The following is a 15,408-nucleotide window of genomic DNA, read 5'->3' on the forward strand; positions in this document are numbered from 1 at the left end:
CCGTTGCGTTTCAGTCTAAATGGGGGAAACTGTCATGCGTCTCAATGCTAAAGCAAAGTCATTTTTAACCAAGGAAATTAATCGGGAAGCGGAATCCCTCGGCTTTGAGGTGCAAAAGGATATCGTCCTCAAACGCTTAAATCAATTAGCCCAGGAAAAAGGTAAACCCCTGGGTAAAGAAGATTTGGCCGAGCAGGTGACGGATATGTTCCCCACCATGGCCGACCAAACCCTAACTAAGGCGGCGAAGTTAAATACGGCCCAGCAATGGCGGCTCTGGCTAATGACCGGGGGAGTTATGGGGGCTGGTCTAGTGGGTTTTATGGGCTTAATTTGGTTGGTGAATTTGCCCTATCCTATGGTGCGGCGGCCGGTGGCCCGGGTGGCCCCCATGTTGCTACTGCCCAGTTATCTGAACATGGATAGAAATTACCGCGAGGCGATCGCCCACGGAGAACAGGCGGATCAGTTGGTGAATAATGCCACCAGCGCGGCGGACATTGAATTGGGGGCGGAAAAAGTGCGCCTAGCCCAGCAAAATTTAGATCAGTTGCCAGTGTGGTTCCTTGGCTATGAGCCGGTGAAGGTTTGCCAGTTTATGGGAGGTTGTTCCTGGAATTTCACCTTTGATGAATTTCAGCGGGCCCGGGCCCAGGTGGGGCGCATGGAAGCCAGGATTTTTCAGGAAAAAAATGCCCTATCGGCCCTGACCACAGCGGAACAAAACATTCAAACTGCTAGGGCTAGCTATGAACAGGCCACTATCCCAGAACAACGACAAGCGGCGATCAAAAGTTGGCAAGGAGCCATCAATGAATTAACCCTAATTCCAGAGCAAACCTTAGCCGGGAGTCAAACCACCAATCGTTTACGGAACTATGAACAGGAATTTCAACAGGCCGCAGGCTTAGTGGCTGGTACGAATCAAACCCAAACCATGGTGATGGCGGCCCAACAATTTGCCCAACGGGCGGATCAAACCATGGCCCAGGCTCCGTTAACGGCGAATCAATGGCAGGAAGTATTGAATTTGTACCAAGAAGCCATCCAAAGACTACAAACGGTGCAACCCCAGGACGCCCAATATTTGTCAGCCCAAACTTTTTTGGCCGAATATACGGAAACCCTCGGTAAAATTCGCATCAATTTGGCGGCGGAACAGGGAGCAACGGCTCAATTTGACCAAGCCCAAACTCAAATTCAAAACCTACTCACTAATCTGCCTGCCAGTAATGATAGTCAGGGTCGTAACCGCATTAAAGGGGAAATTAGCCAGATTATTAGCCAATTGCAAAAGGTACAGCCTGGCACCACCGTTTATGACCAGGCTCAGACCCTAATTAACCAAGCCCAAAGTCGGGCCCAGCAGCTTTAAGGGATAATTTTTGGGGATGCAAACTGATTGACTAAAGAAAAATTGAGCACCATAGCAAGAAAAGTTTTGCCCTTACTATTGGGGGGCATTGCCATGGGTTTGGCAACGGCTCCTTTAGGTTGGACCTATGTAGCTTGGTTTGGACAAATTCCCCTCTGGATTTGGATTTTTAGAGCTAACACTACTAGGCTTAATTTTACCCAGCTTAAACAATTTTTAATTTCAAGGTCACTAACAGCCATAGCTTGGGGAGGGGGATTTTATGGCGTGGCCTTATTTTGGATCACCGGAGTCCATCCCCTTACCTGGTTAGGAGTGCCTTGGTTAGCTAGTCTGGCGATCGCCGCTTTTTGTTGGTTAGCCATCACAGCTTGGGGTGTTGTCCTAGTATTTGTTTGGTTACTGGCCATGGCGGTTTGGGAAGTTACCACAGCCCGGACAAAAGTCAATTCCACCTTTAAAAAATATTTATTTATACTTTGGGGCACCGCTAGTTGGTGTGGGTTGGAAACTCTTTGGAGTCATTCCATTCTCTGGTGGAGTCCTGTGGCCTATACCCAAAGCCCTAGTCAGTTACATTTTTTGCAGTGGGGAGCCATTGGTGGCCCGGCTTTATTAAGTGCTTTTATTGTGGCTGTTAATGGATTTTTAGCTTTAGGTTTAATTGATTTTTTAGACGGTAAAACTGTTAACAAAAATAAACAAAATTGGCATTATTTTTTAATTGCTATTCTCATTTGGTTATTCTGTCAAGGAGGAGGTTGGTTACTCTATCAAAAACCTTTAGCGGATACACCGGAGGAGAAAATTAATGTGGGTATTATCCAGGGGAATATTCCCAACCAAATTAAATTTAATAGTGAAGGTTGGCAGCGGGCGATCGCCGGTTACACAGAAGGTTACAAAAAACTAACTGAGCAAGGAGCAGAAATAGTACTCACCCCGGAGGGAGCCTTACCCTATCTTTGGGAAACGGTGGTGGCCAAAAGTGGCTTTTACCAAGCTATTTTACAAACCCAAGTGCCGGTGTGGTTGGGGGCCTATGGCACTAAAGGGGATGGTTACACCAATAGTTTATTGACGGTGGATGGCCAGGGAAAATTGCTTGGTCGTTACGATAAGTTTAAACTAGTACCCCTGGGGGAATATATTCCGCTCAGTAACGTTTTTGGTCAGTTGATTCAACGGCTTTCCCCCCTTAAAGAACAGCTACTCCCAGGCGATCGCCCCCAGGTTTTACCAACTCCCTTTGGGCCAGCGGCGGTGGTGATCTGTTACGAATCTGCCTTTCCCGATCTATTGCGTTCCCAACTGTTACAGGGAGGGGAATTTATTCTTTCCAGTGCCAACAACGCCCATTACAGCGACACCATGGCGGCCCAACACCATGCCCTAGACGTGATGCGGGCCATTGAAGGCGATCGTTGGTTGGCCCGGGCCACCAACACTGGACTTTCGGCGATAATTAATCCCCGGGGAAAAACCCTTTGGTTATCGGCCATGAACCAGTATGAAATCCATGCTGCCCCCATTTACCGTCGCCGGGGCCTCATTCTCTACAGCCGTTGGGGGGACTGGGTAGTGTTTTTATTACTGGTTGTCTCGGCGATCGCCTGGCTTTACCAAATTGTTTTCCCACTTAACCAACGGTGAAAAATACTGAAAACATAATGGAATTAATTTTATACAGCAAGCCCGGTTGCCATCTTTGTGAAGGATTGATGGAAAAATTAGCCCAGATTAATAGCCTAACCATTGAGCTAGAAGTCCGTGACATCACCACTGACGAACAATGGTGGGCCGCCTACCAATACGAAATTCCGGTATTAGTGTGGCGATCGCCGACGGGGGAAATTACTTTGCCGAGGCTATCTCCCCGGGCCCCTGTTAGTCAATTGGAAAAGTTACTGCAACAATACGTTAATGGCTGATTTCCCTGGGTAATGGAAAGGGTAGGCTTAGATTGAACGCAACGGCGATCGTTCATTGCGCCCCCCAGGGACAACGGATGAATAAGTGGTTTAGTAAAAAGTTTTTAGCAACGGATATTCGGGCTCCCCATAATTTCACCGGGGTGCATTTGGCTCCCCCCCAATGGTTGAAGCTGTTTTTTTTGCTAGGGGCGGACTTTACTGCCCTACTGGTGGCTTGGATTGTGGCCCACCGTCTCAATGATTTTTATTCCCCGCCCCCCCCGCAATTTGTTTGGTGGAACTGGTGGGGATTGCCCAGTTTATTTTGGTGCTATGCCGCCATCGTTTTGATTGTTTTTACCTACGCCGGTTTATACCGTCCCCAGACCCGCACTCAAAACTTTCTCGGAGTTGTTAAGCTGATCAGCTCCGTTTTTTTGCTGACCCTGGTGGCCAAATATTTTTACGATCCGGCGATCGACCTGCCCCGTTCCCTATTTTTTTCCGCTTGGGGCACCAGTATTATTTTTGTCATCCTAGCCCGTTTTGTAATTAGCCTAGTCCTCAGTCCCCTGGAAAGTCGTCAAGCCATTCCTATTTTTTTAATTGCTAGCTCCTGCCGTATTCAGCACCTTACCGTTACTTTGGAACGGCGTTCCCAATACCGAGTGGTAGGAGTTGCCTTGGCCAGTACAGCCCACAGCCATCACACTCTGCAACAAATTCTGGCATCCGGGGCCCAGGAAGTTCTAGCGGAGGCTTTACCTGAAGCGGATTTAGCCTCTAGTTTGTACTGGCATTTACGAGGGGAAAACATTGCCCTAAGACTACTGCCCTCCAGCCGGGATATGCTCTACCGCCGGGGCATGCCGGAGATTTTTGCTGGTTTACCAACGGTGCGGGTGGAAATTCCTTTATTGGTGGGGTTGGATTACCGCCTCAAAAGAGCTTTGGACTATGGTGGAGCGTTATTTGGTATTGTGGTGCTTTCTCCCCTATTTTTGGCGATCGTTATTGCCATCAAACTATCTTCCCCCGGCCCAGCTTTTTTCCGCCAGGAACGGGTGGGGCTCCAGGGTAAAACCTTTCAAATGTGGAAATTTCGCACCATGGTGGTCAATGCCCCCCTGCTTCAGCAACAATTAGAAGCCGCCAACGAAAACGATGATGGCATCATGTTCAAGCTCAAACGGGACCCCCGCATTATTCCCCTGGGGCATTTTCTCCGCCGCAGTAGTTTGGATGAAATCCCCCAACTATTCAATGTGATGATGGGGCAAATGAGTTTGGTGGGCCCCAGGCCTCTGCCCCTGCGGGATGTGGAAAGGTTTGATGCTTGGCACCATATTCGTCATCAGGTAATGCCTGGGGTAACGGGACTTTGGCAAATTTCCGGGCGATCGGATATCGGTAGCTTTGATGACGTAGCCCGACTAGATTTGTACTATATTGATAACTGGTCATTAAATCTTGATTGGGACATTCTGGTGGAAACTGTCAGAATATTATTGTTTAGGAAGGGAGCTTATTAGAGATTAGAAAATATAGCGATTGTCAGTCCAGGAAAGTAGAGCAAAATCTTTGAGAAATAGGCGTTTCAGCCTTTTAAAAGAGACTCAATCGCTTTTCCATCAATGGGTAGTTTTATTCATGGCTGATTAGTATAACCATGAGACACTAGACTATGCAGTAATCTTGAATGACTTTATCTATGCTAGTACCAGGAGGTGCCTGCATTCTCGCTCTTTTTAATGCACTAAAGTCATGTTCTATATCATTCAAATCTGGGGAATAAGTTGGCAAAAATAACACCATGTGTCCTGCGGATTCCACTATTTCCCTAATCTTATTTTTTCGATGAATGGGGGCGTTATTCATAATCAAGATTGATTTGATTGTTAATGCTGGTATTAAAAATAATTAAAGCCATCCTTCAAAACCCGTTGCATTTAAGCTTCATGTGAATAACATCGTCGCTATTAAGTCTTTTTTTGTTTTTCTTCTTCTTGCTACAAGATTTTCTTTTTCCCCCCTTTTCCCCTGCTTTTTTCCATATACTCTTCCTCCTTTGTTAGACCATCCATAAAGTGAGGATACAAATTCCCCAAAACCAGCTTCGTCTATGAATACTCGACTTTCAATACCGTATATTAAAACCAATTGGCTCAAGATTTTCTGATATTCTGCTCGCTTTTGGACATCTCTCTCTTGATAAAGTAACTGTTTTTTTCTAGTAATCTTCATTTTTTTGAATTGATAACAGAGTGAAGCAGGAGTTATACCAAATTTTTTAGCTCTTTCTTTTAAAAGCATATCAGGATTATTTTTCACATCCTCTTCCAATTCTTTTATGTTTATCTTATGCTGGCGGGTCTCAACTTTCGTTGCCGCAAGCTCTTCTCTGCCCAACCAGCGATAAATTGTTGCTCTGCCCACCCTAAATGTTCTCGAAGCCTTTGTGATTCCATCACCACTCTCGATGAAATCTATAACCTTAAGACGTAAATCAAGATCGTAAGCCATGACTGATTTCGTTATTTATAGATTTTTGAGTTATTCTTGCAACATGTTACCAAAAAAAATTAGCAAAACCTCTCATAACTAGCTAAATTAGCTATACATGTGTAAATTTGAATGCATATTTGTAACTCACGGAGCCAATGTCCATGGGAATTCAAGTTTTGGGAAATTCAAGTTTAATCTCTCAGGGTAAATTCCCCGCCCCTTGAGGCGTAAGTCTTAGAGCGGTAGTGCGTTCCGAAGGAAAAATTCCGTAATGCCCCGTTCGCTTGCGGCGGGGATATGAATTTTAGCGCTCCGCTCCCGATTTTTTACTGAACTACTTGAAGGCGCGTTTGAGCTTATCAATCCAGTTTGCTAATGCGGATTAGTTCACAGTGACTGACTTGACGTTGAAGGGACTTTAGCGTTCTAATCGATCTAGTGGTTTCACCGGCTTTGCCCCGGTTGAGCAATCCTCTTTTTTTTGCAAATATCATGACGGTTAAAGTTCTTATTCCGACTCCGCTACAAAAGTTCACCAGTGGTCAAGCTACCATTGATTGTGAAGCCGCTAACGTAGGGCAGTTGATTGAAGCTCTAGAAGCTAATTGCCCCGGCATCAAGGCCCGGCTGTGCGACGAAGAAGGCAAACCCCGCCGCTTTCTCAATTTTTACGTCAACGAAGAAGACATCCGCTTTTTGGAAGGTACGGATACAGCCCTGAGTGCAGGGGATGAGGTAAGTATTGTGCCCGCCGTAGCTGGGGGCTAACGACCGCCGATCGCCTGAAAATTCAGGAGAGGTGAAAACATAGTCCACCTCACAACTAACTGTCCCAGGGGATTCCTTCCTGGGCTTTTGTTATGGCAGGAAATGGGGGTTTATATTGCCCCCTTGTTTCCCTATTTTGTCCATGGGCGGAATTTTACACCGTTGCCAGTTGGGGTTCTGGACGTTTGCTGTTGCGTACTCCGGCGATCGCCTCAGCGTAATTGGGGGCATTGAACACCGCAGAACCGGCCACAATGGCGTTGGCTCCGGCCTCTAGAACCTGCCAAGTGTTATTGGGTTTAAGACCACCATCCACTTCGATCCAGGGATCCAGACCCCGCTCATCACACATCTGACGGAGAGCACGGATTTTAGGCAACACTTCGGGAATGAAGCTTTGACCACCAAAGCCGGGATTAACGCTCATGATCAAGATTAGATCGCAGACGGGCAACACATATTCAAGAAAATCCAGAGGAGTGGAAGGATTGAGCACCGCCCCGGCCTTTTTACCCAATTCCCGAATTTGACAAAGGGTACGATGGAGATGGGGAGAGGCGTTGTGCTCCACATGGACGGAAATGATGTCAGCACCGGCCTTGGCAAAATCTTCGACGTATTTTTCCGGTTCAACGATCATTAAATGAACGTCCAGGGTTTTTTTTGTCAAGGGACGGATGGCGTCCACAATCAGCGGGCCAATGGTGATATTGGGCACAAAGCGGCCGTCCATCACATCAACGTGGATCCAATCAGCCCCTGCTTCGTCCACGGCTTTAATTTCTTCACCTAAGCGGCTGAAGTCCGCTGACAAAATTGAGGGAGCAACGACGATATTTTTGGACATGGGAAGGGTCTCTAAGTATTTCAACTCATAAACAAGCTTGAAATTCAGTGTAAACAATTACGGTCAATTGTAGTAGGCCCCCAAACCCGGCCTTTAAAATAGGAAATAGCCTATTAGAACCAATGGGAACCTAAATTTAAGCCTACTTTTTAATGTCTGACCCTGATGTGTCCGTCTCCCCAGTTAAGGCCGAGGCTTGGTATAGCTATGGCATCGATAAAACCCTGCATCGGTTGACCACTGCTCCCCACCGGGGGTTGGCAGAAAAAACTGTGATGGAACGAAGACGCACCTATGGACTAAATGAAATTACCACGATCGCCGGTCGTAATAATTGGCAAATTTTGCTGGATCAGTTCACCAATGTCATGCTCTTGATGTTGATCGGGGTGGCAATTATTTCTGGAGCATTAGATCTGATCAGCTTAAGGTTGGGGGAAGAAACCATGGAGGGTTTTCCCTTCAAGGACACGATCGCCATTTTTGCCATTGTTATCCTGAACGGTTTATTAGGCTATTTCCAGGAAAGTCGGGCGGAAAAAGCTTTAGCTGCTTTGAAGAAAATGGCGTCCCCCAAAGTCCAGGTACTGCGGGATGGCGATCGCCAGGAAATTAAGGCGGCCAGCTTGGTGCCGGGGGACATTATTTTGCTGGAGGCGGGCAGTCAACTCTGTGCCGATGGCCAACTGATCGAAGCGGCTAACCTTCTCATTCGAGAATCGGCCCTAACCGGGGAAGCCCAGCCAGTGGAAAAAAATGCCAGTAATACTGGTTTACCTTTAGATACTCCCCTTGGCGATCGCCAAAATATGGTCTTTTCTGGCACCGAAGTCGTCCAAGGCCGGGGCAAAGTGGTGATTACCAACACTGGCATGGCCACCGAATTGGGCAAAATCGCCGAGATGTTACAGAGGGTGGCCCCGGAACCCACCCCTTTGCAAAAAAGGATGGAAAACTTAGCCGGAGTGCTAGTGTCAGGCTCTCTCCTGCTGGTAACCCTGGTTATTATTCTGGGGGTGTGGCAGAGTGGCTGGGGCGAACTGCGGCAGTTGGTGGAAACGTCCCTCAGCATGGCGGTGGCGGTGGTGCCAGAAGGTTTACCGGCGGTGATTACGGTTACCCTGGCCCTGGGCACCCAGAGGATGATTAAACGCCATGCCCTAATTCGCAAATTACCAGCGGTGGAAACCCTCGGTTCCGTTAACGTCATTTGTTCCGATAAAACCGGCACCCTCACCCAAAATAAAATGGTGGTGCGGGAAGTGCTGACCCATGGCGATCGCCTCAGCATTGGCGGAGAAGGCTACCAACCCCAGGGCAACATCATCCACCTCTCGGATGGAGAACAGAGGGCGACCTCCGGACCATGGCCCCCGGCCTTGCAATTACTGTGTCTCAACGCCATCCTCTGTAACGATTCTGAACTGAACTACAATCCAGGGGAAATGGAGTGGCAAGTGATTGGGGACCCCACCGAAGGAGCATTGCTAGTGCTGGCCAAGAAATTTGGCTTTGACCAGGCACAGTTAAGACCTAGTTTTATGCGGCGGGGGGAATTTCCCTTTTCTTCGGAGCGCAAACGCATGGGGGTGATTGTGGAAGTGCCAGCCGAAGGAGAGTCCCCCTTAGCAAATTTATTGGGCATTTTAGAAAATTTGGCCTTAACGCCAGGGCCCTACCTAATTTTTTCCAAAGGATCGCCGGAGTTACTCCTCCCCCACTGCGGACAAATTCATACCGCTGACCATTGTGTACCCCTCAATTTCCAGCATCAAGAACAAATTTTGAGTGATAACAATCTCATGGCCAGTCGGGGATTACGGGTGTTGGGTTTTGCCTGTAAATCCCTGGCCCAGATTCCCAGCACCCCTGACCTCATAGCTGCCGAAGATAATCTGGTGTGGTTGGGTATGGTTGGCATGTTGGATGCGCCCCGGCCAGAGGTACGGTTAGCAGTGGAAAAATCCCTCGCCGCTGGCATCCGCACCGTTATGATTACCGGTGATCATCCCCTAACGGCCCTGGCGATCGCCAAGGATTTGGGCATCAATCAAGCTGGCGATCGTTTTTTGACTGGGCAAACCTTAGAACAACTACAACAAAGCGATCTGGAAGCCCAGGTGGAAGAAGTGAGCGTTTTTGCCAGGGTTTCCCCGGAACATAAACTACGCATTGTCAAAGCCTTCCAAGCTCGGAATCGTTTTGTGGCCATGACCGGAGATGGGGTCAATGATGCCCCAGCCCTCAAGCAAGCAGACATTGGCATTGCCATGGGTATCACTGGCACCGATGTGAGCAAAGAAGCCAGCGACATGGTTTTGTTGGACGACAACTTTGCCACCATTGTGGCCGCCGCCGAGGAAGGGCGGGTGGTGTATAACAACATTCGTAATTTCATCAAATATATTCTGGGTAGTAACGTGGGGGAAGTGATCACCATTGCGTCTGCTCCCCTTTTAGGGCTATCTGCCGTGCCCCTTACTCCCCTGCAAATTCTCTGGATGAATTTGGTCACCGATGGCTTGCCAGCCTTAGCTTTGGCCATGGAGCCGGGGGAACCAAATATTATGAAGCGTCGCCCCTTTAGTCCCCAGGAAAGTATTTTTTCTCGGGGATTGGGGGCCTACATTATCCGCATCGGTCTGGTTTTTGCGGTGGTTACCATCACCCTTATGGTCTGGGCCTATCACAGTGCTGACCTAGCTGGTGCGCCCGACAGTTGGAAAACCATGGTTTTTACCACCCTCTGTATTGCCCAGATGGGCCACGCCATTGCCGTACGCTCCAACCATCGTTTAACCATAGAAATGAACCCTTTGACCAATCCCTACCTGTGGGGGGCCGTAATTGTCACCACTATCCTGCAGTTATGCTTGGTGTATTTTGAACCCCTGAGAAATTTCTTTGGCACCGATTGGCTCAGTCCCCAGCAACTACTGGTTTGTTTTGGCTTTAGCAGTTTAATGTTCGTCTGGGTGGAGTTGGAAAAGTTATTGGCCCGGTTCATCAAATAATTTTGGCCATTATCCAATTTTCCAGGCAAACAGTAGGGTAAAGGAGAGTTTTGCCGACGCTACCAGAAAAGTTAGAATAGTTGGCCAAAATAAGATTATTTCACTACTATGCCCCGCACCCAACGTAACGATAATTTCATTGATAAGTCCTTTACCGTTATGGCGGACATTATCCTAAAAATTCTGCCCACTAACCAAAAAGCGAAGGAAGCCTTTGTTTATTATCGGGATGGTATGTCGGCCCAGGCGGATGGGGAATACGCAGAGGCGCTGGATAACTATGAAGAGGCGTTACGGTTGGAGGAAAATCCCAATGACCGCAGTTATATTCTCTATAACATGGCCCTAATCCACGCTAGTAATGGAGACCATGAAAAGGCGTTGGGGCTTTACCAAGAAGCCATTGAACTGAACCCCAAAATGCCCTCGGCGTTGAATAACATTGCGGTAATTTACCATTTCCAAGGGGAAAAGGCGAAGGAAGCAGGGCAGGAAGACGACGCAGAGAATTTATTTGATAAAGCGGCGGAATATTGGAAACAGGCCATACGCCTAGCCCCTAATAATTACATCGAGGCCCAAAACTGGCTCAAAATCACCGGGCGCTCTGAAATGGATGTGTTTTTCTAACTCTCTTTTTCCCCGCGCTGCTTAATCCGAACTACCCTTCGCCGCCTACATCATCTAAACGCCTAAGCATACTGTCTGGGGGGGCATCATTTTTTATTTTGGCGATCGCCGTACTGGTGCCGGCATTGCCCCAACTAGCTCCCTGGGCTAGATAAATTTTTGCCCCTTCCCCAACAATATAGGTGCTGTAGGCGGCCACTCCCCCCTGGAGTAAGGCTCCCCCGGCATAGGCCGCTAGATTACCTGGGTTTTCAACAAGGCTGGCGGTTTTTTGTAAGCCTAAAAATAAAGCTGATACCCATTGACTCAATAAAATACCACCCGCACCGATCAGTACTTTTTTCCAGATGCGCCCTGCTTCGTAGCTCGTGATGGGCAGGCCATAGATTCGGGCTAGATTCCGAATTAACAATAGGTCGGTGATCACACTGGCGGCTAAATCCAATAAACCAATGGGATTCACGGCGATCGCCAGGGCTTTATAGCGCATATATTTACTAATGAGTTGGTCAGCTTCAGCAGTGCGGATTTCAATGGTTTTAGTGGCAATATTCTTTTCGGCTTGTTCCACCTGGCGCAGAGCATTAAGGGCCAGCAGTTGACTGCCATCCTGGTTCAGAATAGTGAAAATTTTCTGGCGTAGTTGATCCAGTTTGGGGGCTGGTTTTTCCCATCGCTCTTCTAGGGCCGGGCTAGGCCGAGAACCCTTAGGGGAGTTGCCATATTCCACCCGCACCATTATGGGGGGAGGTTCAGCGGCCACTAACACAATGTCCTCGGCGGAAAAAATGGGGCTATCTTCCCCGTCAGGAGTGAGGGACTGTAGCTGAGCAAAAATTTGTTGTTGATCCTGCTCCGGATATAGATCGATTTTATTAAAAACTAGCAATAGAGGTTTTTGGGCCTGGCGCAATGTCTGGAGGGCAGTAAATTCCGTTTGGGTAATGTCCCCCGCAATAACAAATAAAATCAGATCTGCCTGGTGAGCTACGGTTTGGGCCATGGCGGCTCGGGCACCCCCGGCAATTTCATCTAGCCCTGGCGTGTCAATCAAATCAATTTGAATTTTGTCGTTACTGCACCACCGTACCGATTGAGGCCACTGGGTTACGCCATGGAGCGGTCCTGTTTCCAGGCGTTTTTCCCCCAACAAGGCATTAATCACGGTGGATTTACCCCGACTGACTAAGCCAAAGGCCGCAATTTTAAATACCCGTTGCTCCAGTTTGGCTAAGGCTTGGTGCATGGCTTGAATGTCCTGGCGCACCGCCCCCTGCAATTCCAGATTGGGGGGATAGTTCCAATGGCGACGCTGGCTCGCATACCAATTTAACGATTGTTGGATGCTGGCGATCGCCGTAGAGAGGGCCGGATCAGGGGCAGGGGAATTCATTCAGCTAGGCAACAGATTAATCGGGGAAAAACTCAGCATTGAGAATTTCCGCCAGGGAAAAGGGACAATCCAGGGGGAAAACTGATAGCGATAAAAACGTTTCCCTCACCGCATCCCTGCGGGCTATCTGATAACAACCGGGAAAATTATCAACCAAAAATGGTTTCAGACTAGGGCTATCCCCGGTGATGAGGCCTAACTGACGACGTTGTTCGTTAATGGTCGCTGTCCAACTGTTAGAGCGTTTTTCCGGTTGATACCGCCATTCGAGCAAATGAATCATCAAAACAATTAGTCTATTTTTAACTTCCCGTTTATCGCTGCGACCCATGGACTCTATTTCTTCAATTAAATTGTCTAAATCTAAGGATTGTAAATCGCCTTGTTTGAGTTGACGCACAGTTTCCTCAATCCAAAGATTGAAATCGGTGTCGTACAAAGTTGGGATTATCGCTTTGACCATTGTTGCGGGTTGGGTCGAAGAGGGGGTATTCATGGAGCCAGGGAAATTTGCCAGAAAAATTAATTAATCGGGAAAGAATTCTGCATCAAGCATTTCCGCCAGGGAAAAGGGACAATCCACCGGAAAGTTTGAGAGGGGTAAATTGGTTTCGTTGGCTGCGCCCTTTCTCCCTTTAAGATAACAATCGGCAAATATGGTTTGCACATAGGGATTCAAGCTGGGGCTATCGGCCAGAATTAAATTAAGCTGATCCCTTTGCTCATCGATGGTGTTTTTCCAGCTACCAGTGCGCTTCTGGGGTTGATATTTCCATTTGAGCAGGTGCAGGAAAAGTACCTTCAAGCGACTATAAACTTCCCGTTTATCACTGCGGCCCATGGACTCTATTTCTTCAATTAAATTCTCTAAGTCTAAGGATTGCAAATCACCTTGTTTGAGTTGACGCACAGTTTGCTCAATCCAAAGATTGAAATCGGTGTCGTACAAAGTTGTAGTTTTTTGCCCCATGCCACTTTCCCCCTTTCCTTAATTCTAGAAGTTGACTGGCCATCGCAACTAGGGAGTGACGATGGCGATACCTTCTTAATCTACGGACAAAATTAGGTGCTAGCCCCGGAAGCTACCACAGCCACCGCAATCAGCCCCGCCACCAGCACAACGGTAATGGCCGCCATAATCAAATAATTTCGTTTGTCGGCTTTACTGGGAGCATCGGCCGCATAGATCTTGGGTTCAACGGCAAAATTATTCAGCCGTCCATCATCGTCTTTAGTATAGTTGTTCATATTTTTTAAAGTTCTCCTGTTGTCGTAAATGACAAAAAAGTTTGTTATGCTACCCGGAGCCGGAATCTGCCGGAGCCAAGTTTTTGCATGATACCCCAAAACCTAATTGGGCTTATCCCGGTTTAAAGGGGCAGAGGGGGGAAACTCGTCAGGATGTTGCCAAGATTTAGGGTCTTCCAGGGGCTCCAAATGGGTGGTTACCCTAGAGCCAGTAATCCGTTCGGCGATCGCCGTTTCGATGGCTTCACAGAGGTCATGGCCCCGTTGCACAGTCCAATGTCCAGGCACTAGGACATGGAAGGAAATAAAAGACTGGGAGCCGGCCTGCCTGGTTTGCAATAGATGAAAACGTACTCCTTGGTCTTCGTAGGGCAAAAAACAGCTAGTGATGGCCTGGAGTTGGGCCGGGGGCAGCGATTGGTCCATCAAGCTGGAGATGGTTTCCCGCAATAAATGGGTTCCTGTCCAGAGCACGTTGAATCCTACCCCAAGGGCTATCAAGGGATCTAGCCATTCCCAACCAGTGACAAAAATTAAAGCTACCGCCACCACCACCCCCACCGAAGTCCAGACATCGGTCATTAGATGCTGAGAATCGGCCCGCAAGGCAATGGAATTTAATCTTTTCCCCGCCCGCCAAAGAATCCAAGCCACTGTTCCGTTTAAGGCCGTAGCGGCGATCGCCAAGGCAATGCCCAAAGCATTTTGATCTAAGGGTCGGGGACTCAGTAAACGTTCTACAGCGCTGTAACCGATGCCAAGGGCCGCAACAAAAATGAAGGCCCCTTCTAATCCACTAGAAAAGTATTCCGCCTTGCTATGGCCAAAGGGATGTTCAGAATCCGCCGGGGTAGCCGCTAAGGACAGAGCCCAAAAAGCAACGATCGCCGAAGCTAGGTTCACAGTGGATTCCAACGCATCGGACAACAGACCCACAGAACCGGTAATGGCATAGGCCCCCAATTTCAATCCCATGGTGGCCAGGGCCGCACCAATGGAAAGAACCGCATAGGGACGGGCAAGACGGGCGGTCATGGGGGTTAAAAATGAAGGTTAAAAGATTTTATTCAGCAAATCAAAGCTGTTGCACAGGAAAAACTAGGCCGCCTGCAAGCAATCCAGTAAAGGTTGCCAGCGGAAAACCCGATCGCCGCCCATTTCCAACACCACTTTCAGTTTGGGCACTCTTTTGGTGAGACTAATTAAGTCTTGAATTTCGGTTTGGGAGAGAATATAACCTTCCAAAATCCACAACACCAAACCTTTACTTTGGGCCGGTAAATTTTCCAACTGATAACCGGCGATCGGCTGGGCAAAATAAATCGGTCCCACCGCTCCTTCTTGGGCAATGTTTTTCTTACCTAAATGGGCCGGACGTACTCCATGGACTTGCATCAAATAGGCTTCCACGTCCCCCAAACCCCTTGCCGAAAGGGATATACTGGCGTAGCCGTTGGCCCGTAGGCGTCTTTGGTAACGACCTTCATAACCACCTTCTAGGGGGGCATACACTGCCAAAGCCCCGTCGTTTTCTAGAGCGCGGATAAATCCTTTTCCGTTAGCAATTAATGGCAATGGCAACATAGCAATGATGGCGATAATTATAAGTTATGGAAGCCTAGGACAGACTAAGTTACCCACGATTTTGACACACTCTCTGGGCAAAGCAAAGATGGGCTGCCAAGATTTTCTGGGGTTTATCCCAAAAGCAAAAA

At 48.1% G+C, this 15,408-nt stretch carries 14 protein-coding genes and 1 pseudogene; 7 read left to right on the forward strand and 8 right to left on the reverse strand.

The annotated features are described in order from the left end of the window. Window positions 1–19 precede the first annotated feature (19 nt). The 4 genes from SYNPCCP_RS08085 (at window position 20) to SYNPCCP_RS08100 (ending at window position 4,820) form a co-directional block, all read left to right on the forward strand. Window positions 20–1,375 (forward strand): hypothetical protein, encoded by a 1,356-nt coding sequence (locus tag SYNPCCP_RS08085; protein ID WP_010872755.1) that lies wholly within the window; start codon window positions 20–22, stop codon window positions 1,373–1,375. Between the two features lie 93 nt (window positions 1,376–1,468). Further along, on the forward strand, window positions 1,469–3,028 hold the full coding sequence (lnt, locus tag SYNPCCP_RS08090; protein ID WP_014407107.1) for an apolipoprotein N-acyltransferase: 1,560 nt from the start codon (window positions 1,469–1,471) through the stop codon (window positions 3,026–3,028). Further along, window positions 3,025–3,306 carry a glutaredoxin family protein gene (locus tag SYNPCCP_RS08095; protein WP_010872757.1) on the forward strand — a complete coding sequence of 94 codons (282 nt, stop codon included), beginning with the start codon at window positions 3,025–3,027 and terminating at the stop codon, window positions 3,304–3,306. The genes lnt and SYNPCCP_RS08095 overlap by 4 nt, the downstream gene beginning before the upstream one ends. A 77-nt stretch (window positions 3,307–3,383) precedes the next feature. Then, window positions 3,384–4,820 (forward strand): sugar transferase, encoded by a 1,437-nt coding sequence (locus SYNPCCP_RS08100; protein WP_010872758.1) that lies wholly within the window; start codon window positions 3,384–3,386, stop codon window positions 4,818–4,820. Window positions 4,821–4,965: 145 nt separating this feature from the next. On the opposite strand, the pseudogene SYNPCCP_RS16850 reads toward SYNPCCP_RS08100, so the two are convergent. Then, a pseudogene (locus tag SYNPCCP_RS16850) lies at window positions 4,966–5,811 on the reverse strand (IS630 transposase-related protein). Between the two features lie 420 nt (window positions 5,812–6,231). Here SYNPCCP_RS16850 and SYNPCCP_RS08120 point away from each other — a divergent pair. Then, window positions 6,232–6,561 (forward strand): MoaD/ThiS family protein, encoded by a 330-nt coding sequence (locus tag SYNPCCP_RS08120; RefSeq protein ID WP_010872761.1) that lies wholly within the window; start codon window positions 6,232–6,234, stop codon window positions 6,559–6,561. A gap of 154 nt (window positions 6,562–6,715) precedes the next feature. Here the strand turns inward: SYNPCCP_RS08120 and rpe are convergent, their stop codons facing one another. Then, complete coding sequence (rpe, locus tag SYNPCCP_RS08125) at window positions 6,716–7,408, reverse strand: ribulose-phosphate 3-epimerase (protein ID WP_010872762.1); 693 nt, start codon at window positions 7,406–7,408, stop codon at window positions 6,716–6,718. 152 nt (window positions 7,409–7,560) lie between these two features. Between rpe and SYNPCCP_RS08130 the strand changes: the two genes are divergently transcribed. Next, a complete protein-coding gene (locus tag SYNPCCP_RS08130; RefSeq protein WP_010872763.1) occupies window positions 7,561–10,422 on the forward strand; it encodes a cation-transporting P-type ATPase in 2,862 nt (953 codons plus the stop codon). 108 nt (window positions 10,423–10,530) lie between these two features. Then, a complete protein-coding gene (locus SYNPCCP_RS08135) occupies window positions 10,531–11,052 on the forward strand; it encodes a photosystem I assembly protein Ycf3 (protein ID WP_010872764.1) in 522 nt (173 codons plus the stop codon). Window positions 11,053–11,083: 31 nt separating this feature from the next. On the opposite strand, the gene SYNPCCP_RS08140 is transcribed toward SYNPCCP_RS08135, so the two are convergent. The 6 genes from SYNPCCP_RS08140 to SYNPCCP_RS08165 all read right to left on the reverse strand — a co-directional run bounded on the left by SYNPCCP_RS08140 (window position 11,084) and on the right by SYNPCCP_RS08165 (window position 15,277). Further along, window positions 11,084–12,445 (reverse strand): GTP-binding protein, encoded by a 1,362-nt coding sequence (locus SYNPCCP_RS08140; protein WP_010872765.1) that lies wholly within the window; start codon window positions 12,443–12,445, stop codon window positions 11,084–11,086. Between the two features lie 16 nt (window positions 12,446–12,461). Further along, window positions 12,462–12,941 carry a DUF29 domain-containing protein gene (locus SYNPCCP_RS08145; RefSeq protein ID WP_010872766.1) on the reverse strand — a complete coding sequence of 160 codons (480 nt, stop codon included), beginning with the start codon at window positions 12,939–12,941 and terminating at the stop codon, window positions 12,462–12,464. 30 nt (window positions 12,942–12,971) lie between these two features. Then, a complete protein-coding gene (locus tag SYNPCCP_RS08150) occupies window positions 12,972–13,415 on the reverse strand; it encodes a DUF29 domain-containing protein (RefSeq protein WP_010872767.1) in 444 nt (147 codons plus the stop codon). Between the two features lie 92 nt (window positions 13,416–13,507). Next, on the reverse strand, window positions 13,508–13,693 hold the full coding sequence (psb34, locus tag SYNPCCP_RS08155) for a photosystem II assembly protein Psb34 (protein ID WP_010872768.1): 186 nt from the start codon (window positions 13,691–13,693) through the stop codon (window positions 13,508–13,510). Window positions 13,694–13,795: 102 nt separating this feature from the next. Next, complete coding sequence (locus SYNPCCP_RS08160) at window positions 13,796–14,728, reverse strand: cation diffusion facilitator family transporter (RefSeq protein WP_010872769.1); 933 nt, start codon at window positions 14,726–14,728, stop codon at window positions 13,796–13,798. A 63-nt stretch (window positions 14,729–14,791) separates the two neighbouring features. Further along, entirely contained in the window at window positions 14,792–15,277 is a 486-nt protein-coding gene (locus tag SYNPCCP_RS08165) for an NAD(P)H-quinone oxidoreductase subunit N (RefSeq protein ID WP_010872770.1), read from the reverse strand. Window positions 15,278–15,408: the final 131 nt, after the last annotated feature.

This window comes from Synechocystis sp. PCC 6803 substr. PCC-P, from assembly GCF_000284455.1.
Lineage (GTDB): Bacteria > Cyanobacteriota > Cyanobacteriia > Cyanobacteriales > Microcystaceae > Synechocystis.